Annotated in this window: 16 protein-coding genes and 1 tRNA gene; all 17 read left to right on the top strand. The window is 67.8% G+C overall.

The annotated features are described in order from the left end of the window. Positions 1–79 (top strand): EF-Tu C-terminal domain-related protein (locus GE300_RS23940; RefSeq protein ID WP_154449029.1); only part of this gene is annotated, 79 nt, incomplete at its 5' end. Positions 80–206: 127 nt separating this feature from the next. Further along, positions 207–1,085 (top strand): CorA family divalent cation transporter, encoded by an 879-nt coding sequence (locus GE300_RS20770; protein WP_154449407.1) that lies wholly within the window; start codon positions 207–209, stop codon positions 1,083–1,085. A 184-nt stretch (positions 1,086–1,269) separates the two neighbouring features. Beyond that, positions 1,270–1,345 (top strand) — tRNA-Trp (locus tag GE300_RS20765). Between the two features lie 204 nt (positions 1,346–1,549). Then, complete coding sequence (locus tag GE300_RS20760) at positions 1,550–3,472, top strand: OmpA family protein (protein WP_154449406.1); 1,923 nt, start codon at positions 1,550–1,552, stop codon at positions 3,470–3,472. Between the two features lie 144 nt (positions 3,473–3,616). After that, positions 3,617–4,912 (top strand): tetratricopeptide repeat protein, encoded by a 1,296-nt coding sequence (locus tag GE300_RS20755; protein ID WP_154449405.1) that lies wholly within the window; start codon positions 3,617–3,619, stop codon positions 4,910–4,912. A gap of 102 nt (positions 4,913–5,014) precedes the next feature. Continuing rightward, positions 5,015–5,212, top strand: a complete 198-nt coding sequence (gene secE, locus GE300_RS20750) for a preprotein translocase subunit SecE (RefSeq protein WP_154449404.1) — start codon at positions 5,015–5,017, stop codon at positions 5,210–5,212. 179 nt (positions 5,213–5,391) lie between these two features. Further along, on the top strand, positions 5,392–5,925 hold the full coding sequence (nusG, locus tag GE300_RS20745) for a transcription termination/antitermination protein NusG (protein ID WP_154449403.1): 534 nt from the start codon (positions 5,392–5,394) through the stop codon (positions 5,923–5,925). 103 nt (positions 5,926–6,028) lie between these two features. Then, positions 6,029–6,457, top strand: a complete 429-nt coding sequence (gene rplK, locus GE300_RS20740; protein ID WP_154449402.1) for a 50S ribosomal protein L11 — start codon at positions 6,029–6,031, stop codon at positions 6,455–6,457. A 4-nt stretch (positions 6,458–6,461) separates the two neighbouring features. Next, positions 6,462–7,184 (top strand): 50S ribosomal protein L1, encoded by a 723-nt coding sequence (rplA, locus tag GE300_RS20735; RefSeq protein WP_154449401.1) that lies wholly within the window; start codon positions 6,462–6,464, stop codon positions 7,182–7,184. Between the two features lie 307 nt (positions 7,185–7,491). Further along, the gene (rplJ, locus tag GE300_RS20730; RefSeq protein WP_154449408.1) at positions 7,492–8,004 is read left to right on the top strand and encodes a 50S ribosomal protein L10; all 513 of its coding nucleotides are present in this window, start codon (positions 7,492–7,494) and stop codon (positions 8,002–8,004) included. Between the two features lie 78 nt (positions 8,005–8,082). Next, positions 8,083–8,460, top strand: a complete 378-nt coding sequence (rplL, locus tag GE300_RS20725; protein ID WP_154449400.1) for a 50S ribosomal protein L7/L12 — start codon at positions 8,083–8,085, stop codon at positions 8,458–8,460. 229 nt (positions 8,461–8,689) lie between these two features. Then, the gene (gene rpoB / locus GE300_RS20720) at positions 8,690–12,820 is read left to right on the top strand and encodes a DNA-directed RNA polymerase subunit beta (RefSeq protein ID WP_154449399.1); all 4,131 of its coding nucleotides are present in this window, start codon (positions 8,690–8,692) and stop codon (positions 12,818–12,820) included. An 85-nt stretch (positions 12,821–12,905) separates the two neighbouring features. Then, entirely contained in the window at positions 12,906–17,126 is a 4,221-nt protein-coding gene (rpoC, locus tag GE300_RS20715; RefSeq protein WP_154449398.1) for a DNA-directed RNA polymerase subunit beta', read from the top strand. A gap of 165 nt (positions 17,127–17,291) precedes the next feature. After that, a complete protein-coding gene (locus tag GE300_RS20710; RefSeq protein ID WP_154449397.1) occupies positions 17,292–18,143 on the top strand; it encodes a glycosyltransferase in 852 nt (283 codons plus the stop codon). 417 nt (positions 18,144–18,560) lie between these two features. Beyond that, a complete protein-coding gene (gene rpsL, locus GE300_RS20705; RefSeq protein ID WP_154449396.1) occupies positions 18,561–18,932 on the top strand; it encodes a 30S ribosomal protein S12 in 372 nt (123 codons plus the stop codon). Between the two features lie 11 nt (positions 18,933–18,943). Next, positions 18,944–19,414 carry a 30S ribosomal protein S7 gene (rpsG, locus tag GE300_RS20700; protein ID WP_154449395.1) on the top strand — a complete coding sequence of 157 codons (471 nt, stop codon included), beginning with the start codon at positions 18,944–18,946 and terminating at the stop codon, positions 19,412–19,414. A 29-nt stretch (positions 19,415–19,443) separates the two neighbouring features. Continuing rightward, positions 19,444–21,585 carry an elongation factor G gene (gene fusA, locus GE300_RS20695; RefSeq protein ID WP_154449394.1) on the top strand — a complete coding sequence of 714 codons (2,142 nt, stop codon included), beginning with the start codon at positions 19,444–19,446 and terminating at the stop codon, positions 21,583–21,585. Positions 21,586–21,723 lie beyond the last annotated feature (138 nt).

The following is a 21,723-nucleotide window of genomic DNA, read 5'->3' as shown; positions in this document are numbered from 1 at the left end:
GGAAGAGCGCCTGCGCTTCGCCATCCGCGAGGGCGGCCGCACCGTCGGCGCCGGCGTCGTCTCGAAGATCCACGAGTGATCGCGGCCGGCGGGCGCGCCCGCCGCGACCGAACATCCGGGGGCGCCCTGCCGGGCGCCCCTTTTCTTTGCCGCGCGGCGGCTTAGGCTGTGCGCCCAGCGCCACAGCCCACCGGAACCAGAGCCGCATGCCCGAGTTCATCCATTTCGCCTATGCCCTGTCCGGCGCCGACCGCGGCCGGGTCCTGCGCGAAAGCCACGAGATCGCCGCCGCGCTGGAGGCGCCCGAACCGGCCTGGGTGCACATGCGCTCCGACCATCCCGGCACCCGGGACTGGATCGAGGCCAATCTCGGCTACCTGCCGCAGCCGGTGCGCGAGGCGCTGCTGGCGCCCGAGACGCGGCCGCGGGCGCTGCGCTACGGCGACGGCGTGATGGTGATCCTGCGCGGCGTCAACACCAACCCCGGCGCCGAGCCCGAGGACATGGTCTCGATCCGGATCTGGGTCGCCGAGGGGCAGGTGGTGTCGCTGGGCAAGCGCCAGCTGGCCTCGCTGCGGGCGCTGTCCGAAGAGGTCGCCGCCGGCACCGGGCCGGAGCGGTCCGGCGCACTGCTGTGCCGGTTCATGGAGCTGCTGAACCAGCGGATCGGCAGCTATCTGACCGACCTGGACGACGAGGGCGACGGGCTGGAGGAGCGGGTGCTGCTGGGGCCGGAAGCGGCGCTGCGCGCGCGCCTCACCGACATGCGCGGCGAGCTGGTCGACCTGCGCCGGTTCCTGATCCCGCAGCGCGAGGCCGCGAGCGTGCTGACCCGCGAGCGGATCGCGGTGTTCCGCGACGAGGACCGGATGCGGCTGGCCGAGGTGCAGGACCAGCTGATGCGCGCCGTCGAGGAGGTCGAAAGCCTGCGCGACCGCATGGTGGTGGTGAAGGACGAGCTGGCGAGCGCGATCTCGGACCGGCTGAACCGTGCTGCGCCGCGCGGCCCAGCTCGCTGGTCACCTGCATCGATTGCTTGCAGGCGCTGTAGAGGTCTTGCAGCTGGTCGAGATACACGTCCTTGAGAGAGTTCATCGGCATGTCGGTGTCCTTTCGGGGTTGCGTGTCCGCGGGTCCGGGTTGCGTGTCCGCGGGTTGCGGGCGGCCAACGCGGGCACCGGCGCCGATGTTCCGTGCGGCTTGTTGCGGGCCCGGCTCACGCGACGGCTTGACGCTGGCGCGCGGCTGCCGTACTTCCACCAGCGGCCTAGGGGTGTAGCTCAGTTGGTAGAGCATCGGTCTCCAAAACCGAGGGTCGGGGGTTCGAGCCCCTCCGCCCCTGCCATCCTTCGGGATGCGGCCGCTTTCCCGGAAGACCGATTGGTGCTGCGCCGGTCCGCTCCGGTTCCGGCGATTCCGCGCCGCCGATCCGGGCCGGTCGCATTCTGAAACAGCTTTTTATCGCCCCGATCGAACCAATACCGTTCTATCTGCGTTTGCTCTCCGCGAGATGGGCCGAAATGGCTCGGAAGAGAATACGGAGGCCGGAATGGCACGCAAGACACTGATGACCACCACCGCGATCGTCCTGGGTCTGTCGCTGACGACCCCGATCGCGGCGCAGGACCAGCAGAACACGCAGGTTCCCGCGGAGTGCGATCCGAACATCACCGAATGCCCCGACCCCGAAGCGGTCGAGGCCGAAGGCTCGGCAGAGGGTGAGGCCGAAGCCGAGGCGGAAGCCGAAGCGGAAGGCGAGGCCGAGGCGGAAGGCGAGGCCGAGATGGACGCGGAGGCCGAGGTGGAGGGCGAGGCCGAGATGGACGCGGAGGCCGACGTCGAGGCCGACGCGGCCGCGGAAGAGGGCATGACCCGCGAGGAGCGCAAGGCGCTGCGCCAGAAGGCCAAGGAAGAGCGCCAGCAGGCCCGCGAGGAGCGCCGCAAGGCCCGCCAGCAGAACCAGGCCGAGGGTGAAGCGACCACCGAGCAGGGCGAGGCGGTCGAGGCGGTGAAGCCGAAGACCCGCAGCGAGCAGGCGGCCGAAGGCGAAGCCGAGGTCGAGGCCACCGGCGAGGCCGAAGCCGATGCGGCGGCCGAGGCCGATACCGACGCCACCGCTTCCGGCGACGCCACGGATGGCGGCGCAGCCGAGGGCGATGCCGCCGCGTCCGGCGACGCGAGCGCCGAGACCGACGCGGGCGGCGATGCCGAAGCCGAGGCCGAGACCACGGCGACCGGCGATGCGTCCGGTGGCGATGCGACTGCCGAGGGCGATGCCGAAGCCGAGACCGATGCGGCCGCGACCGGCGATGCGGATGCAGCCGAAGGCGACACCGAGGCCGAAGCCGAAGCCGAGCTGACCGAAGAGCAGCAGGCCGCGCGCGAACAGCGCCGTGCCGAGCGCCGCGCCGAACGCCGGGCCGAGCGCCAGCGCGCCCGCGCCCTGGAAGCGATCGATGCCGATGCCGATGCCGACGCCGACGCCGAAGTCGAGACCGAGGTGGTGACCGAGGAAAGCGCCCGGTCCAGCGATCAGGATACGGTCTCGGCGCGGGCCGAAGGTGATGGCGACAATGACCGCATCTCGGATCTGGCCAAGATCCTGGGTGGCGCCGCTGCCGGCTTCGCGCTGAACGAGCTGCTGAGCCCGGATGACGAGGTGGTGCAGACCACGAACGACCGGGTGATCGTGCGCCGGGACGGCGAGTACATCGTGCTGAAGGACGAGAACGTGCTGCTGCGCCGGCCCGGATCGCGGGTGCAGACGCAGACCTTCAACGACGGCTCGACCCGCACCGTGATCGAACAGCCCGATGGCGACAAGGTGATCACCATCCGCGCCGCCGACGGCTCGGTGCTGTACCGCACGCGGGTGCGCCCCGATGGCACCGAAGTGGTGCTGATCGACGAGACCCGCGTCGAGGAGGAGCCGGTCCAGCTGAGCCGCCTGCGCGGCATGCGCGCGGCCGAGCGTGTCGAGTACGCCGAGGCCGACGACGAGGCGCTGCGCCGCGCCCTGCGCCGGGCCAACCGCGGCATCGACCGCAACTACTCGCTGCGGCAGGTGCGCGACCTGTACCAGGTGCGCGAGCTGATGCCGCCGATCGATCTGGACAACATCACCTTCGAGACCGGCTCGGCCGCGATCCGGCCGAACCAGGCCGAGGCGCTGGCCCGGCTCGGCAACGAGATGGCGGCGATGATCGAGGAGAACCCGGACGAGATCTTCCTGATCGAGGGCCACACCGACACCGTGGGCGACGAGCTTTACAACCTCGCGCTGTCGGACCGTCGGGCGGAAAGCGTCGCGCTGGCGCTGACCGAGTACTACGACGTGCCGCCGGAGAACATGGTCGTTCAGGGCTACGGCGAGCAGTTCCTGAAGGTTGAGCGTGAGGGCGACGTGCGCGCCAACCGCCGCGCCACCGTGCGCCGCATCACGCCGCTGCTGCGCACCGCCAGCGCGCAGTAACCGGTCCGGACCGGGTGACACGAAGGGGGCCGGCGCCACGCGCCGGCCCCCTTTTCCGTGCCGGGCCTTGGGCTTGCCGCATTCGCGCGGCAGACTTGCGCCCGCCGCCGCCGGGGGCGGCCCGACCGGGAGCGCGCCGAGCCGATGATTCGCCTGCTGACAAGCTGTTTCCTCTGCCTGGCCGTGCTGGCGGCGGCGGCCCAGGCCCGACCCCTGATCGCCAGTTCCGAAGAGACCGCCGCGCGGCTGTGTCATGCCTTCGACGACAGCCCCGAGCGGCTGGAGGCGCTGTGCGCCCAGGCCCTCGCCGACGGGGTGGCGACCTCGGCCGAGCGCGCCGCGCTGCTGACGCTGCGCGGCGATGCGCTGGACCTGCTGGGCCGCGACGCCGAGGCCGAGGCCGCGTTCCGCGCCGCCGCCGAGGCGGATCCGGGACATCTGCGCGCCTACACCGGGCTGGGCTGGCTGCTGTGGCGCCAGGACCGCGAGGCCGAGGCGGTGCCGTACTTCCGCAAGGCGGTCGACCTGCGCCCCACCGCCGACGGGCTGGCGGGGCTGGGCAGCGCGCTCTACCGCGCGCGCCAGGCCGAGCCGGCGGCGGCGCTGGAGCTGATCGCCGCCGCGCTGGCGATCGCGCCGGACTATGCCTGGGCGCTGCGAGAGCGCGGCTGGATCGAGCTGGACGAGGGCCGTCCTGAGGCCGCGCTGGCGACCTTCGACGCGGCGTTGGCGCGCGACGGCGATGACTGGAACGCCCATTACGGGCGCTCGCGGGCGCTGGCCGAGACCGGCGCCTACGAGGCGGCGCTGGAGGCGGTCGGCCGGGCCATCGCCGTGGACGGCGACCAGCACTGGGCCTATGCCCACCGCGCCTATGTGCTGCGCCGGCTGGACCGCAACGCCCAGGCCGTGACCGAGGCCGCCCGCGCGGTGGCGCTGGACCCGGACTGGCCCGGCGGGCATGTCCAGAAGGCGCTGGCCGAGGAGGCGCTGGGCCGCCGCGCGCAGGCGCTGGAAACCTTCGCCGCGGCGCTGCGGCGCGGGGTGGAAAGCGCCTACCTGCTGCACTGGTACGCCGACGTGCTGTCGAACGACGGCCGGATGCAGGAGGCCGCGGCGATGATCGACCGCGCCGTCGCCCGCGCCGACCACGACCAGTTCGACCTGAGCCTGAAGTCCTGGATCGCGGTTGAGCTGCGCGACTACGGCACCGCGCTGGAGGCCGCCGAGGGCGCGCTGGCGCTGGATCCGTCGATGCCCTATCCGCACTATTACGCCGCCGTGGCGCTGGTGAACCGGGGCCGCGCCGACGACGGTCTGGCGCGCTTCGACGAGGCGATGGCTTTGGGCATCGACCGCGCCATGATCGGGGTGTTCGCCGCCGACCTGATCGCGGCAGGCCGCTTTGTCGACGCGATCCGGCTGCGCGCGCGCTACTGAGCCGGGGCCGGCCGGGATCGGCCCGGACCGGGGCCGCCGCGGCGGCTTGCATCCCGCCGCGGCGGTCTTTACATGGGGCCGAGTCCCCTAAGGAGTGGAAGCATGGCCCGGACCAATCCCCTGCAGTTCATGCAGCAGGTGCGCAGCGAAACCGCCAAGGTCGTCTGGCCGACGCGCCGCGAGACGCTGCTGACGACCGCGATGGTGTTCGTGCTGTCTGCGGTGGCGGCGACGTTCTTCTTCATCGTCGACCAGATCATCCGCTTCGGCCTGGAACTTTTCATATCCGCGGCGTCCTGACGATGCGCCCTTGATCCCGCGGCGCGGCGGCGTTATAGCCTCGCGTCCCCGCAGGATTTTCGGGCGCGTAGCGATTCGGTTGCGCGCCCTGCCGCTTTCGGGCGGGCCCGCGCGAAGACATGCAATACATGACCGTTGCGCGGCGGACGCAAACGGGAAGACCGAGGTTCAGAGCTGATATGACGGCACGGTGGTACGCGGTCAGCGTCCTTTCCAATTTCGAGAAGAAGGTGGCGGAATCGATCCGCGAGGCCGTGGCGCAGAACGGGCTCGAGGACGAGATCCTGCAGGTCCTCGTGCCCACCGAAGAGGTGATCGAGGTCCGCCGCGGCAAGAAGGTGCAGACCGAGCGCCGGTTCATGCCCGGCTATGTGCTGGTGCAGATGGAGATGACCGACCGCGCCTATCACCTGATCAACGACACCAACCGGGTCACCGGGTTCCTGGGCCCGCAGGGCCGTCCGGTGCCGATGCGCGACGCCGAGGTCGGCGCGATCCTGAACCAGGTCGAGGAGGGCGCCGAGCGTCCGCGCGCGCTGATCAGCTTCGACGTGGGCGAACAGGTGAACGTGACCGACGGTCCGTTCGAGGGCTTTGCCGGGATGGTCGAGGATGTCGACGAGGACAACGCCCGTCTGAAGGTGACGGTTTCGATCTTCGGCCGGGCGACCCCGGTCGAGCTGGAATTCACCCAGGTCGCCAAGCAGACCTGAGTGATCTTCGTGGAAGGCGAGCCCGACGCGTCGGGCGGACCGCACCACGCCATGAGACGCCCCGAGCGACGCGCGCGACGGGCATGGACGAGAGGAGGCCGAGATGGCCAAGAAGATTGCCGGCACCATGAAGCTTCAGGTGCCCGCCGGCAAGGCGAACCCGTCGCCGCCCGTGGGGCCCGCCCTGGGCCAGCGCGGCATCAACATCATGGAATTCTGCAAGGCGTTCAACGCCCGCACGCAGGAGATGGAGCCCGGCGCGCCGTGCCCCACCGTGATCACCTATTATGTCGACAAGTCCTTCACCATGGACATCAAGACGCCGCCGGCGTCGTATTTCCTGAAGAAGGCCGCGAAGCTGCAGTCGGGCGCCAAGACCCCCAGCCGCGAGACCGTCGGCACCGTCACCCGCAAGCAGGTGCAGGAGATCGCCGAAGCCAAGATGAAGGATCTGAACGCCAACGACGTCGAGGGCGCGATGAAGATCATCCTGGGCTCCGCCCGGTCGATGGGCATCGAGGTGAAGGGGTAACGTCATGGCAAAGATTTCCAAGCGCATGCAGGCGGCCCGCAAGGCGTTCGACGGCAAGTCGAACCTGTCGGTGGACGAGGCCGTCGCGCTGATCAAGGGCGCCGCCAGCAGCAAGTTCGACGAGACCGTCGAGATCGCCATGAACCTGGGCGTCGATCCGCGCCACGCCGACCAGATGGTCCGCGGCAAGGTCAGCCTGCCCAACGGCACCGGCAAGGACGTCCGCGTCGCCGTGTTCGCCCGCGGCCCGAAGGCCGACGAGGCGCAGGCCGCCGGGGCCGACATCGTCGGCGCCGAGGACCTGATGGAGACCATCCAGGGCGGCAAGATCGACTTCGACCGCTGCATCGCGACGCCGGACATGATGCCGATCGTCGGCCGGCTGGGCAAGATCCTGGGCCCGCGCAACCTGATGCCGAACCCGAAGGTCGGCACCGTGACCATGGACGTCAAGGCGGCGGTGGAAGCGGCCAAGGGCGGCGAGGTCCAGTTCAAGGCCGAGAAGGCCGGCGTGGTGCACGCCGGCGTCGGCAAGGTCTCGTTCGACGCCGACAAGCTGGCCGAGAACATCCGCGCCTTCGTCGACGCGGTGGCCAAGGCCAAGCCGTCGGGCGCCAAGGGCACGTATCTGAAGAAGATCGCGCTCAGCTCGACCATGGGCCCGGGGGTGACGCTGGACATCGCCCGCGCCACCGGCGCCGAGCCGGCCGCGGCGGCCGCCGAGTGAGTTTTCCGGGCCGGTGCCGCGCGCGCCGGCCCGCCGAGATCGGAGCGGCGACGCTCCGTCGGCCGGGGGCGACCCCGGTCATCCTCCGGGCGGCCTGTCCGCCCGGGTACGTCCGAGAAGGCGGGTGTCCGATCCCTTCGGGGTGACGACTTAATCTCCTGCCCGAGACGGGGAGCGAACAGGATCAGCCAGGGCGTTCAGCCCCGGGCGGTGTTGGTCGGGACCCGTAAGAAAGGACCCGAGTGGCCCGTTTCCGGACGGGCCGAAACTGAGCCGGGGGGAAACCCCCATGGACTGGAGCAATAAGTTGGAAAGAGCCCAGAAAGAAGCTGTCGTCGAGGAACTCGGCCAGATCTTCACGGACTCTGGTGTGGTCGTTGTCGCGCACTACGCCGGCCTGACTGTTGCCGAGATGACGGACTTCCGTTCCCGCATGCGGGAAGCCGGCGGGTCCGTCCGTGTCGCCAAGAACCGGCTCGCCAAGATCGCCCTGGAAGGCACCCCGAGCGCAAGCATCGCGGACCTTCTGAAGGGGCAGACGGTACTTGCCTACAGTGAGGACCCTGTCACGGCCGCGAAAGTGGCCGAGGCCTTTGCCAAGGACAACGACAAGCTCGTGATCCTTGGGGGTGCCATGGGCGAGTCCCCTCTGGACCGCAACGGTGTCAAGGCCGTCGCATCCATGCCGTCGCGCGAGGAGCTCATCGCTCAGATCGCCGGCTTGCTGGGTGCACCCGCCTCGAACCTTGTGTCCGCGATTGGCGCACCGGCCTCGAACATCGCCTCGATCCTCGAGACGATCGAAGAGAAGGCCGCATAAGTCGAAGCAACGGATGGGCCGGGATATGTGCACGGCACGCACCGGAACCCTACTTGAAACCTGAACGGAAACGCACAAATGGCTGATATCAAGAAACTCGCCGAAGAGATCGTGGGTCTGACCCTTCTCGAGGCCTCGGAACTGAAGCAACTCCTCAAGGACGAGTACGGCATCGAGCCCGCCGCCGGCGGCGCGGTGATGATGGCCGGCCCGGTCGGTGGCGAAGCCGCCGCCGAAGAGGAGAAGACCGAATTCGACGTCATCCTGCTCGAAGCGGGTGACAAGAAGATCAACGTCATCAAGGAAGTCCGCGCCATCACCGGCCTGGGCCTGAAAGAGGCGAAGGATCTGGTCGAGGCCGGCGGCAAGGCCGTCAAGGAAGGCGCCACCAAGGACGAAGCCGAAGAGATCAAGAAAAAGCTCGAAGAGGCTGGTGCCAAGGTCGAGCTCAAGTAATCCGATCCCCTTCGGGGGAGCGTGATTCAAGGCTGGCCCCGGGGTCTCCGGGGCCGGCCGTTTGCGTCTTTTCCAGCGTCCCCGAGGGGATGTTGCGGAAGGTGCAGATGATCCGGGTGCGGAAGTTGGGACCTTCCGCAAGTATGGGATCCCCTTGCCCCTGGCAGGACCGCGATCGCGCGCGACCCACGCGCTGATCCGGTTCGAGCAACGAAGGTACGCGACGCACATGGTTCAGACCCACTCCGGCCACAAGAGAATCCGCAAGTTCTACGGCAAGATCCGCGAAGTCGCGGACATGCCCAACCTGATCGAGGTGCAGAAGTCGTCCTACGACCTGTTCCTGAACTCCGGCGACCTGCCCCAGCCGATGGACGGCGAGGGCATCATGGGCGTGTTCCAGTCGGTGTTCCCGATCAAGGACTTCAACGAGACCAGCGTGCTGGAATTCGTGAAGTACGAGCTGGAAGCACCGAAATACGACGTCGAGGAGTGCCAGCAGCGCGACATGACCTATGCCGCGCCGCTGAAGGTCACCCTGCGCCTGATCGTGTTCGAGATCGACGAGGACACCGGCGCCAAGTCGGTGAAGGACATCAAGGAACAGGACGTGTTCATGGGCGACATGCCGCTCATGACCGAGAACGGCACGTTCATCGTCAACGGCACCGAGCGGGTCATCGTATCCCAGATGCACCGCAGCCCCGGCGTGTTCTTCGACCATGACCGCGGCAAGACCCATTCCTCGGGCAAGCTGCTGTTCACCAGCCGGATCATTCCCTACCGCGGCTCGTGGCTGGACTTCGAGTTCGACGCCAAGGACATCGTGTTCGCGCGCATCGACCGCCGCCGGAAGCTGCCGGTGACGACGCTTCTGTATGCCCTGGGCCTGGACCAGGAAGGCATCATGAAGGCGTATTACGACACCATCGCCTTCCGCCAGCTGGACGACGGCTGGGCGACGACCTTCTTCCCCGAGCGGATCCGCGGCACCAAGCCGGCCTACGACATCATCAACGCCGAGACCGGCGAGGTCATCGCCCCCGCCGGCAAGAAGGTGACCCCGCGCACCGTCAAGCAGCTGCTGGACGCGGGCGACCTGCCCGAGATCAAGGTGCCGTTCCAGGCGATCGTCGGCCGTTTCGCCGCCGAGGACATCATCAACGAGCAGACCGGCGCGATCTGGGTCGAGGCCGGCGACGAGCTGACCTGGGAGACCGACAAGGACGGCAACGTCACCGGCGGCACGCTGAAGACGCTGCTGGACGAGGGCGTGACCGAGATCCCGGTGCTGGACATCGACAACATCAACGTCGGTCCGCACATCCGCAACACCATGGCCGCGGACAAGAACCTGAACCGCGACACCGCGCTGATGGACATCTACCGCGTCATGCGCCCGGGCGAGCCGCCCACCGTCGAGGCCGCCAGCGCCCTGTTCGGGCAGCTGTTCTTCGACTCCGAGCGGTATGACCTGTCCGCCGTCGGCCGGGTCAAGATGAACATGCGCCTGAACCTGGACAAGCCGGACACCCAGCGCACCCTCGATAACGACGACATCATCGCCTGCGTCAAGGCGCTGGTCGAGCTGCGCGACGGCAAGGGCGAGATCGACGACATCGACCACCTCGGCAACCGCCGGGTGCGCTCGGTCGGCGAGCTGATGGAGAACCAGTACCGCGTCGGCCTGCTGCGCATGGAGCGCGCGATCAAGGAGCGGATGTCCTCGGTCGAGATCGACACGGTGATGCCGCAGGACCTGATCAACGCCAAGCCCGCCGCGGCCGCGGTGCGCGAGTTCTTCGGCTCGTCGCAGCTGTCGCAGTTCATGGACCAGACCAACCCGCTGTCCGAGGTGACGCACAAGCGCCGCCTGTCGGCGCTTGGCCCGGGCGGCCTGACCCGCGAGCGTGCCGGCTTCGAGGTGCGCGACGTGCACCCGACGCACTACGGCCGGATGTGCCCGATCGAGACGCCGGAAGGCCCGAACATCGGCCTGATCAACAGCCTGGCGACCTTCGCCCGGGTGAACAAGTACGGCTTCATCGAAACGCCCTACCGCAAGGTGTCGCACAGCCAGGTGACCGACGAGGTCGTCTACATGTCGGCCACCGAGGAGATGCGGCACACCGTGGCGCAGGCCAACGCGGTGCTGGACCAGGACGGCAAGTTCGTCAACGAGCTGGTCTCGACCCGGCGCCAGGGCGAGTACATGCTGAACCCGACCGACGCGGTCGACCTGATCGACGTGTCGCCCAAGCAGCTGGTGTCGGTCGCCGCCTCGCTGATCCCGTTCCTCGAGAACGACGACGCCAACCGCGCGCTGATGGGCTCGAACATGCAGCGCCAGGCGGTGCCGCTGGTCCGGGCCGAGGCGCCCTATGTCGGCACCGGCATGGAAGAGATCGTGGCGCGCGACTCCGGCGCGGCGATCACCGCCCGCCGGGCGGGGATCGTCGACCAGGTCGACGCCATGCGCATCGTCGTGCGCGCCACCGGCGACCTGGAGCCGGGCGATCCGGGCGTGGACATCTACCGGCTGCGCAAGTTCCAGCGCTCGAACCAGAACACCTGCATCAACCAGCGTCCGCTGGTGAAGGTGGGCGATACCGTGACCAAGGGCGAGTTCATCGCCGACGGCCCGTCCACGGATCTGGGCGAGCTGGCGCTGGGCAAGAACGTGCTGGTCGCGTTCATGCCCTGGAACGGCTACAACTACGAGGACTCGATCCTGATCTCGGAGCGCATCGTCAAGGACGACGTGTTCACCTCGATCCACATCGAGGAATTCGAGGTCGCGGCCCGCGACACCAAGCTGGGCCCCGAGGAAATCACCCGCGACATCCCCAATGTCGGCGAGGAGGCGCTGCGCAACCTCGACGAGGCGGGCATCGTCTACATCGGCGCCGAGGTCGGCCCGGGCGACATCCTGGTGGGCAAGATCACCCCCAAGGGCGAAAGCCCGATGACCCCGGAGGAAAAGCTGCTGCGCGCGATCTTCGGCGAGAAGGCGTCCGACGTGCGCGACACCAGCCTGCGGCTGCCGCCGGGCGACTACGGCACCGTCGTCGAGGTCCGGGTCTTCAACCGCCACGGCGTCGAGAAGGACGAGCGCGCGCTGCAGATCGAGCGCGAGGAAGTCGAGCGTCTGGCCCGCGACCGGGACGACGAGCTGGCGATCCTGGAGCGCAACATCTACGCGCGCCTGAGATCGCTGATCCTGGGCAAGACCGCGGTCAAGGGCCCGAAGGGCGTCGCCGCCGGCTCGACCATCGACGAGGCGCTGCTCGAGGGCCTGAGCCGCGGCCAGTGGTGGCAGCTGGCGCTGGGCGAGGACAAGGACGCGTCCGAGGTCGAGGCGCTGCACGCGCAGTTCGAGATCCAGAAGAAGGCGCTGGACCGCCGGTTCGACGACAAGGTCGAGAAGGTGCGCCGCGGCGACGACCTGCCGCCGGGCGTGATGAAGATGGTCAAGGTGTTCATCGCGGTGAAGCGCAAGCTGCAGCCGGGCGACAAGATGGCCGGCCGTCACGGGAACAAGGGCGTCATCTCGAAGGTTGTGCCCGAGGAGGACATGCCGTTCCTCGAGGACGGCACCCCGGTCGATGTGGTGCTGAACCCGCTGGGCGTGCCCTCGCGCATGAACGTCGGGCAGATCCTTGAGACCCACATGGGCTGGGCCGCGCGCGGCATGGGCCTGAAGATCGACGAGGCACTGCAGGCCTACAAGCGTTCGGGCGACCTGACCCCGGTGCGCGAGGCGATGCGCCTGGCCTACGGCGACGAGGTCTACGAGCAGGCGCTGACCGAGATGGACGAGGAGCTGTTCGTCGAGGCTGCCGGCAACGTCACCCGCGGCGTGCCGATCGCCACCCCGGTGTTCGACGGCGCCAAGGAGGACGACGTCAACGACGCGCTGAAGCGTGCCGGCTTCGACATGTCCGGCCAGTCGATCCTGTTCGACGGGCGCACCGGCGAGGAGTTCGCGCGCAAGGTGACGGTGGGGATGAAGTACATCCTGAAACTGCATCACCTGGTGGACGACAAGATCCACGCCCGTTCGACCGGCCCGTACAGCCTGGTCACCCAGCAGCCGCTGGGCGGCAAGGCGCAGTTCGGCGGTCAGCGCTTCGGCGAGATGGAGGTCTGGGCACTGGAAGCCTACGGCGCCGCCTACACCCTGCAGGAGATGCTGACGGTGAAGTCGGACGACGTCGCCGGCCGGACCAAGGTCTACGAGTCGATCGTCAAGGGCGAGGACAACTTCGAGGCCGGCGTGCCCGAGTCGTTCAACGTTCTGGTCAAGGAGATCCGCAGCCTCGGCCTGAACGTCGAGCTGCTGGACGAAGAGACGGAATGAGCGGCGCGGGGTGGGCATGCGCCCGCCCCGGCCATTGCCGGCGGGCCCACGGGGCCCGCGGCCTTAGACATTCGAGGTGAAGACCATGAATCAAGAGATCATGAACCCGTTCAACCCGGTTCAGCCGCTCAAGACGTTCGACGAGATCAAGATTTCGCTCGCCAGCCCCGAGCGGATCCTGAGCTGGTCCTTCGGCGAGATCAAGAAGCCGGAAACCATCAACTACCGCACGTTCAAGCCCGAGCGTGACGGCCTGTTCTGCGCGCGCATCTTCGGTCCGATCAAGGACTACGAGTGCCTGTGCGGCAAGTACAAGCGGATGAAGTACCGCGGCGTGACCTGCGAGAAATGTGGCGTGGAAGTCACCCTGCAGAAGGTCCGCCGCGAGCGCATGGGCCACATCGAGCTGGCCGCGCCCGTCGCGCACATCTGGTTCCTGAAGTCGCTGCCGTCCCGCATCGGCCTGATGCTGGACATGACGCTGCGCGATCTGGAGCGGATCCTCTACTTCGAGAACTACGTCGTCATCGAGCCCGGCCTGACCGACCTCAGCTACGGCCAGCTGATGACCGAGGAAGAGTTCCTGGACGCCGAGGACCAGTACGGGGCCGACGCCTTCCGCGCCGGTATCGGCGCCGAGTCGATCCGCGAGATGCTGGCGAACATCGACCTCGAGGCCGAGGCGATCCGCCTGCGCGAGGAACTGGCCGAGGCCACCGGCGAGCTGAAGCCGAAGAAGATCATCAAGCGGCTGAAGCTGGTCGAGAACTTCCGCGAAAGCGGCAACCGTCCCGAGTGGATGGTGCTGACCGTGATCCCGGTGATCCCGCCCGAGCTGCGCCCGCTGGTGCCGCTGGACGGCGGCCGGTTCGCGACAAGCGACCTGAACGACCTGTACCGCCGGGTGATCAACCGCAACAACCGCCTGAAGCGGCTGATCGAGCTGCGTGCGCCGGACATCATCATCCGCAACGAGAAGCGGATGTTGCAGGAGTCCGTCGACGCGCTGTTCGACAACGGCCGCCGCGGCCGCGTCATCACCGGCGCCAACAAGCGCCCGCTGAAGTCGCTGTCCGACATGCTGAAGGGCAAGCAGGGCCGGTTCCGGCAGAACCTGCTGGGCAAGCGCGTCGATTTCTCGGGCCGTTCGGTCATCGTGACCGGCCCCGAGCTGAAGCTGCACCAGTGCGGTCTGCCCAAGAAGATGGCGCTGGAGCTGTTCAAGCCGTTCATCTACTCGCGGCTTGACGCCAAGGGCCTGTCCAGCACCGTCAAGCAGGCGAAGAAGCTGGTCGAGAAGGAGCGTCCCGAGGTCTGGGACATCCTCGACGAGGTGATCCGCGAGCATCCGGTGATGCTGAACCGCGCCCCGACGCTGCACCGTCTGGGCATCCAGGCGTTCGAGCCGGTGCTGATCGAGGGCAAGGCGATCCAGCTTCACCCGCTGGTCTGTTCCGCGTTCAACGCCGACTTCGACGGCGACCAGATGGCCGTGCACGTCCCGCTGAGCCTCGAGGCGCAGCTGGAAGCGCGCGTGCTGATGATGTCGACCAACAACGTGCTGTCGCCCGCCAACGGCAAGCCGATCATCGTGCCGTCGCAGGACATGATCCTGGGTCTCTACTATGTCACGCTGATGCGCGAGGGCATGAAGGGCCAGGGCATGAAGTTCGCCTCGCTCGAGGAGGTCGAGCACGCGCTGAACGCCGGCGAGGTGCACCTGCACGCCAAGATTGAGGCGCGGCTGGAACAGATCGACGAAGAGGGCAATCCCTATATGGCCCGCTTCGAGACCACGCCGGGCCGCCTGCGGCTGGGCGCGCTGCTGCCGAAGAACCACAAGGCGCCGTTCGACATCGTCAACCGCCTGCTGCGCAAGAAGGAGGTCGGCGAGGTCATCGACACCGTCTACCGCTACTGCGGGCAGAAGGAGTCGGTGATCTTCTGCGACCAGATCATGACCCTGGGCTTCCGCGAGGCGTTCAAGGCCGGCATCTCGTTCGGCAAGGACGACATGCTGATCCCCGACGCCAAGTGGGAGCTGGTCAACGCGACCCGCGACCAGGTGAAGGAGTTCGAGCAGCAGTACATGGACGGCCTGATCACCCAGGGCGAGAAGTACAACAAGGTCGTCGATGCCTGGAGCCAGGCGTCGGACAAGGTTGCCGACGCGATGATGGGCGCGATCTCGGCCGTGCAGGTGGACGACGCCGGCGCCGAGAAGGAGCCCAACTCGGTCTACATGATGAGCCACTCGGGCGCGCGCGGCTCGCCCGCCCAGATGAAGCAGCTGGGCGGGATGCGCGGCCTGATGGCGCGTCCCGACGGTTCGATCATCGAGACGCCGGTGATCTCGAACTTCAAGGAAGGCCTGACCGTGTCGGAGTACTTCAACTCCACCCACGGCGCGCGCAAGGGCCTGGCGGACACCGCGCTGAAGACCGCGAACTCGGGCTATCTGACCCGGCGTCTGGTCGACGTGGCGCAGGACTGCATCGTCAAGATCGAGGACTGCGGCACCGACCGGTCGATCACCGCGCAGGCGGCGATCAACGACGGCGAGATCGTGGCCTCGCTGTCCGAGCGCATCCTGGGCCGGGTCGTGGCCGAGGACGTGCTGGAGCCGTCCACGAACGAGGTGCTGTTCAAGCGCGGCGAGATGCTGGACGAGCGCATGTCGGACGCCATCGAGGCGGCCGGCCTGCTGTCGATCCAGATCCGCAGCCCGCTGACCTGCGAGGCCGAGGACGGCATCTGCGCCCAGTGCTACGGGCGTGACCTGGCGCGCGGCACAAGGGTGAACCCGGGCGAGGCGGTGGGCATCATCGCCGCGCAGTCGATCGGCGAGCCGGGCACCCAGCTGACGATGCGGACCTTCCACATCGGCGGCATCGCCCAGGGCGGCAGCCAGTCGTTCCAGGAGGCCAGCCAGGAAGGCAAGGTCGAGCTGCGCAGCGGCGCGTCGCTGGACAACCGGGACGGCGATCTGATCGTGATGTCGCGCAACATGGAGATGGCGGTCGTCGACGAGAACGGTGTCGAGCGGGCGTCCTACAAGCTGGGCTACGGCACCAAGATCCACGCCCGCGACGGCGCCAAGGTGGCGCGCGGCGACAAGCTGTTCGAATGGGATCCCTACACCCTGCCGATCATCGCCGAGAAGGACGCTATCGCGAAGTACGTCGACCTGACGGCCGGCGTCTCGGTCCGCGAGGAAACCGACGATGCCACCGGCATCAGCCAGCGGATCGTCACCGACTGGCGTGCGGCCCCCAAGGGCAACGAGCTGAAGCCCGAGATCATCCTGATCGACAAGGACGGCGAGCCGGTGCGCAACGAGCAGGGCAACCCGGTCACCTACGCGATGTCGGTGGACGCGATCCTGTCGGTCGAGGACGGCACCGAGGTCAAGGCCGGCGATGTCGTCGCGCGGATCCCGCGCGAGGGCGCCAAGACCAAGGACATCACCGGGGGTCTGCCGCGCGTGGCGGAACTGTTCGAGGCGCGCCGTCCCAAGGACCACGCGATCATCGCCGAGACCGACGGTCACGTGCATTTCGGCAAGGACTACAAGAACAAGCGCCGGATCACGATCGTCCCGGTCGAGGAAGGTGCCGAGCCCGTCGAGTACATGGTGCCCAAGGGCAAGCACATCCCGGTGCAGGAAGGGGATTTCATCCAGCGCGGTGAATACATCATGGACGGCAACCCCGCCCCCCATGACATCCTTCAGATCCTGGGCGTCGAGGCGCTGGCCGACTACCTGATCGACGAGGTGCAGGACGTCTACCGCCTGCAGGGCGTGAAGATCAACGACAAGCACATCGAGGTCATCGTCCGGCAGATGCTGCAGAAGTGGGAGATCACCGACAGCGGCGGCACCATCCTGCTGAAGGGCGAGCAGGTCGACAAGATCGAGTTCGACGAGGCCAACGAGAAGGCGGTCGCCGAAGGCCGCGAGCCCGCCAAGGGCGCGCCGGTCCTGCTGGGGATCACCAAGGCGTCGCTGCAGACCCGCAGCTTCATCTCGGCGGCATCGTTCCAGGAGACGACCCGGGTGCTGACCGAAGCCGCCACCCAGGGCAAGCGCGACAAGCTGGTCGGGCTGAAGGAGAACGTCATCGTCGGCCGGCTGATCCCGGCCGGCACCGGCCGCGCCACCCAGGAGATCAAGCGCGTCGCCGGCAATCGCGACGCCAAGATCATCGAGGAGCGCAAGCAGATGGCCGAGGCCGCCGCGGCGCTGGAGGGCCCGGTCGAGGTGCCCGAGACCAGCACCGGCGACGTCGACTTCGCCGAGCGCTGAGCGCACGACTGACCGGGGCCCGCGCCAGGGCCCCGTCGACGGCCGGTCCCCCCCGGGGGCCGGCCGTCTGCCGTTCCGCACCCGCCTTCGGCGAAGGCGTCTGTCCTTCGCGGCGGCGCCGCGCTATAGGGCGGACGTCTTTCGGCTGGGGCATGTGTATTGTTGATGAATTTGCCATTTCTGGGGCGGGACCGCGGCGACGGTCCCGAACCGGTGCAGGTGATCGGCCTGCTGCGATTTTCCTATTTCGGCGATGGCGGCTTCCGCGGCGTGCCCGCCGATCCCGCCGCCGCGGCGGCGTACCTGTTCGACGACGAACGGCTGGCCCGGCGCTTCCACCTGTTCGAGACCCTGACCGTGCCGACGCTGGCGGCGCAGACCGACCCGGACTTCACCCTGGTGGTGCTGACCTCGGACGCGCTGCCGGGCCGGCACCGCGACCGGCTGCAGGCGGCGGTGGACCGGATCCCCGGTGCCAGGCTGTGCGCGCAGCCGCCGCTGCCGCAGTGGCGGGCGGTGCGCAACGCCTTCAACCCGGCGCGCTCGCGCCGTCCGGCGCTGACCGCGCAGTTCCGGCTGGACGACGACGATGCGCTGGCGACGGACTTCGTCGCCGAGCTGCGCCGCCACGCGCCGCAGCTGGAGCCGCTGCGCCGGCTGACCGGTGCGCCGGGGGTGGCGCTGGACTTCACCCGGGGCCTGCGCCTGGTGTGGGGCGCTGCGGGCGTGGAGACGGTGGCGCAGAACCGGCGGATCCACACCTCGCAGGGGATGGCCCTTGTCACCCGCGACCGCGGCGAGAAGAACATCATGGGCTATCCGCACCACAAGATCTGGCAGCACATCCCGATGGTCTCGCTGAACGAGCCGCTGATGTTCCTGCAAAGCTCGCACCGTGACCAGGATTCGGGCATGGCCGCGGGCAAACCGCTGACGGCGATCGCCCCGGCCGAGGCCGCCGGACTGCTGCGCCGCCGGTTCGGCCTGGACCTGCGCGCGCTGGCCGCGCCGGGCTGACCGGCCGGCGTCACGATTCGCCGCCGCGCTGCCCCGAGCGGCCGCGGCGCGGGCGGCGGGTGGCCGGCACCTCCGGAAATGACCGGATCCGGCGGGATTTCGCGCCGCCGGACGCCGCGGCGCCGGCTTTCGCGAGGGATTTGGCAAATCCCCCCTTTTGCTGTTGACACGGGGGTGGGGCGGACCTAGTTTCCGCGCGCTCTAGGACCGGCTCGTCCGGCCCTGAAAATATAGCCGAATACTGGCGATCATGACCCGAGGTCTGAACCTCCGGTCCTCTGGAAACACCGCTGCACCGGCCCTGAAGGGCGCCGCGTGCGGCACTTTGGCTTTTCCCGCCAACGGGCGGGAGGGGCCTGCTCGAATTGAATGCGCAATGCGCAAACGGAAACGGTATCAGACGGGGTTATCGACCGCATGCCTACGATCCAGCAGCTGATCCGCAAGCCGCGGCAGCCCAAGCGACGCTCGAACAAGTCCATGCACCTGGAGGGTAACCCCCAGAAGCGCGGGGTCTGCACGCGCGTCTACACCACGACGCCGAAGAAGCCGAACTCGGCCATGCGCAAGGTCGCCAAGGTGCGCCTGACGAATGGCTACGAGGTGATCAGCTACATTCCGGGCGAAAGCCACAACCTTCAGGAACACTCGGTGGTCCTGATCCGCGGCGGCCGCGTGAAGGACCTTCCCGGCGTGCGTTACCACATCCTGCGCGGCGTCCTCGACACCCAGGGCGTGAAGGACCGCAAGCAGCGCCGCTCGAAGTACGGCGCCAAGCGGCCGAAGTGAGGAGATAACAGATGTCGCGACGTCACCGCGCAGAGAAACGCGAAGTTCTGCCCGACGCCAAGTATGGCGACGTGGTCCTGACCAAGTTCATGAACAACCTCATGTACGACGGCAAGAAATCCGTCGCCGAGGGCATCGTCTACGGCGCCCTGACCCGTGTCGAGGACCGGCTGAAGAAAGAGCCGATCGAGGTCTTCCACGAGGCGCTGGACAACATCAAGCCCTCGGTCGAGGTGCGGTCCCGCCGGGTCGGCGGCGCGACCTACCAGGTCCCGGTCGAAGTGCGCCCCGAGCGTCGCGAGGCGCTGGCGATCCGCTGGCTGATCATCGCCAGCCGCGCGCGCAACGAGAAGACCATGGAAGAGCGCCTTGCGGGCGAGCTGCTGGATGCCGTGCAGTCGCGCGGCTCGGCCGTCAAGAAGCGCGAAGACACCCACAAGATGGCCGACGCCAACAAGGCGTTCAGCCATTACCGCTGGTAACCCAAGCTAGGCTCTAAGGACCTTTTCCCATGGCCCGCGAATATTCCCTCGGACGCTACCGTAACTTCGGTATCATGGCGCACATCGACGCCGGGAAAACCACGACTACGGAGCGTATCCTCTACTACACCGGAAAGTCCCACAAGATCGGCGAAGTCCACGACGGCGCCGCGACCATGGACTGGATGGAGCAGGAGCAGGAGCGCGGGATCACCATCACCTCGGCTGCGACCACCACGTTCTGGTTCCGCACCGAAGATGGCAAGAACCCGACCGGCATCTACGGCGACACGCCCGAGGAAGCCCGTTTCCGGTTCAACATCATCGACACCCCGGGCCACGTGGATTTCACCATCGAGGTCGAGCGTTCGCTCGCCGTGCTGGACGGCGCGGTGTGCGTGCTGGACGCCAACGCCGGCGTCGAGCCGCAGACCGAGACCGTCTGGCGCCAGGCCGACCGCTACAAGGTGCCGCGCATCGTCTATGTCAACAAGATGGACAAGATCGGTGCCGACTTCTTCAACTGCGTGAAGATGATCAAGGACCGCACCGGCGCGCTCCCCGCGCCGATCCAGTTCCCGATCGGCGCCGAGGACAAGCTGGAAGGCATCGTCGACCTGGTGACCATGAAGGAATGGGTCTGGCAGGGCGAAGACCTTGGCGCGTCGTGGGTCATTCAGGAAATCCGCGACGAGCTGAAGGACAAGGCCGAGGAGATGCGCGCCGAGCTGATCGAGATCGCCGTCGAGCAGGACGACGATGCGATGGAGGCGTACCTGGAGGGCAACGAGCCCGACCAGCCGACGCTGCGCAGCCTGATCCGCAAGGGCACCCTGTCGCTGTCGTTCGTGCCCGTGCTGGCCGGCTCGGCGTTCAAGAACAAGGGCGTGCAGCCCATGCTCAACGCCGTGATCGACTACCTGCCGGGTCCGCTGGACGTGCCGCCCTACATGGGTTTCTCGCCGGACGACGAGACCGAGACCCGCAACATCGAGCGTCGTCCCGGCGACGATCAGCCGTTCGCGGGCCTGGCGTTCAAGATCATGAACGACCCGTTCGTCGGCTCGCTGACGTTCACCCGCGTCTACTCGGGCAAGCTCGAGAAGGGCGGCTCGGTGCTGAACTCGACCAAGGGCAAGAAAGAGCGCATCGGCCGCATGATGATGATGCACTCGAACTCCCGCGAGGAGATCGATTGGGCCGGTTCGGGCGACATCATCGCGCTGGCGGGCCTGAAGGAGACTACCACCGGCGACACGCTGTGCGACGCGCAGAAGCCGGTCGTGCTGGAGACCATGACCTTCCCCGATCCGGTGATCGAGATCGCGGTCGAGCCGAAGACCAAGAACGACCAGGAGAAGATGTCCCAGGGTCTGGCCCGTCTGGCCGCCGAGGACCCGTCGTTCCGCGTCGAGACCGACCTCGAGTCCGGCCAGACGATCATGAAGGGCATGGGCGAACTGCACCTGGACATCCTGGTCGACCGCCTGAAGCGCGAGTTCAAGGTCGAGGCGAACATCGGCGCCCCGCAGGTGGCCTTCCGCGAGACCATCAGCCACGAGGCCGAGATCACCTACACCCACAAGAAGCAGTCGGGTGGTTCGGGCCAGTTCGCCGAGGTCAAGCTGGTGATCTCGCCGACCGAACCGGGCGAGGGCTATTCGTTCGAGAGCAAGATCGTCGGCGGCTCGGTGCCCAAGGAATACATCCCCGGCGTCGAGAAGGGGATCAAGTCGGTGATGGATTCGGGTCCGCTGGCCGGCTTCCCGGTGATCGACTTCAAGGTCGCGCTGATCGACGGCAAGTACCATGACGTCGACTCCAGCGTGCTGGCGTTCGAGATCGCGGGTCGCGCGGCGATGCGCGAGGGCCTGAAGAAGGCCGGCGCGAAGATGCTCGAGCCGATCATGAAGGTCGAGGTGGTGACCCCCGAGGAGTACACCGGCAACATCATCGGCGATCTGACCTCCCGTCGCGGGCAGGTGCAGGGCCAGGACAGCCGCGGCAACGCGGTGGCGATCAGCGCCAATGTCCCGCTGATGAACATGTTCGGCTACATCAACACCCTGCGGTCGATGTCCTCGGGGCGGGCGAACTTCACCATGCAGTTCTCGCACTACGAAGCGCTGCCGCAGAACATCAGCGAAGAGATCCAGGCGAAGTACGCCTGAACCAGCACAGGCGCGCCCCGGACCCGGTCCGGGGCGTCGGACAGGACAATAGGAGGCCATCATGGCAAAGGCAAAGTTTGAGCGTACGAAGCCGCACGTGAACATCGGGACGATCGGTCACGTCGATCACGGCAAGAC

The organism is Halovulum marinum, from assembly GCF_009697225.1.
GTDB lineage: Bacteria > Pseudomonadota > Alphaproteobacteria > Rhodobacterales > Rhodobacteraceae > Halovulum > Halovulum marinum.
This window is presented reverse-complemented; position numbering and strand designations above follow the sequence as displayed.

What these genes read in the sequence shown, in the direction of transcription:
- rpoC (WP_154449398.1), top strand. Translation starts at nt 12,906, where the DNA reads ATGAATCAAGAGATCATGAACCCGTTCAACCCGGTTCAGCCGCTCAAG.
- rplK (WP_154449402.1), top strand. Translation starts at nt 6,029, where the DNA reads ATGGCCAAGAAGATTGCCGGCACCATGAAGCTTCAGGTGCCCGCCGGC.
- nusG (WP_154449403.1), top strand. Translation starts at nt 5,392, where the DNA reads ATGACGGCACGGTGGTACGCGGTCAGCGTCCTTTCCAATTTCGAGAAG.
- rpoB (WP_154449399.1), top strand. Translation starts at nt 8,690, where the DNA reads ATGGTTCAGACCCACTCCGGCCACAAGAGAATCCGCAAGTTCTACGGC.
- GE300_RS20770 (WP_154449407.1), top strand. Translation starts at nt 207, where the DNA reads ATGCCCGAGTTCATCCATTTCGCCTATGCCCTGTCCGGCGCCGACCGC.
- GE300_RS20710 (WP_154449397.1), top strand. Translation starts at nt 17,292, where the DNA reads ATGAATTTGCCATTTCTGGGGCGGGACCGCGGCGACGGTCCCGAACCG.
- secE (WP_154449404.1), top strand. Translation starts at nt 5,015, where the DNA reads ATGGCCCGGACCAATCCCCTGCAGTTCATGCAGCAGGTGCGCAGCGAA.
- GE300_RS20755 (WP_154449405.1), top strand. Translation starts at nt 3,617, where the DNA reads ATGATTCGCCTGCTGACAAGCTGTTTCCTCTGCCTGGCCGTGCTGGCG.
- rplL (WP_154449400.1), top strand. Translation starts at nt 8,083, where the DNA reads ATGGCTGATATCAAGAAACTCGCCGAAGAGATCGTGGGTCTGACCCTT.
- fusA (WP_154449394.1), top strand. Translation starts at nt 19,444, where the DNA reads ATGGCCCGCGAATATTCCCTCGGACGCTACCGTAACTTCGGTATCATG.
- rpsG (WP_154449395.1), top strand. Translation starts at nt 18,944, where the DNA reads ATGTCGCGACGTCACCGCGCAGAGAAACGCGAAGTTCTGCCCGACGCC.
- GE300_RS20760 (WP_154449406.1), top strand. Translation starts at nt 1,550, where the DNA reads ATGGCACGCAAGACACTGATGACCACCACCGCGATCGTCCTGGGTCTG.
- rplA (WP_154449401.1), top strand. Translation starts at nt 6,462, where the DNA reads ATGGCAAAGATTTCCAAGCGCATGCAGGCGGCCCGCAAGGCGTTCGAC.
- rpsL (WP_154449396.1), top strand. Translation starts at nt 18,561, where the DNA reads ATGCCTACGATCCAGCAGCTGATCCGCAAGCCGCGGCAGCCCAAGCGA.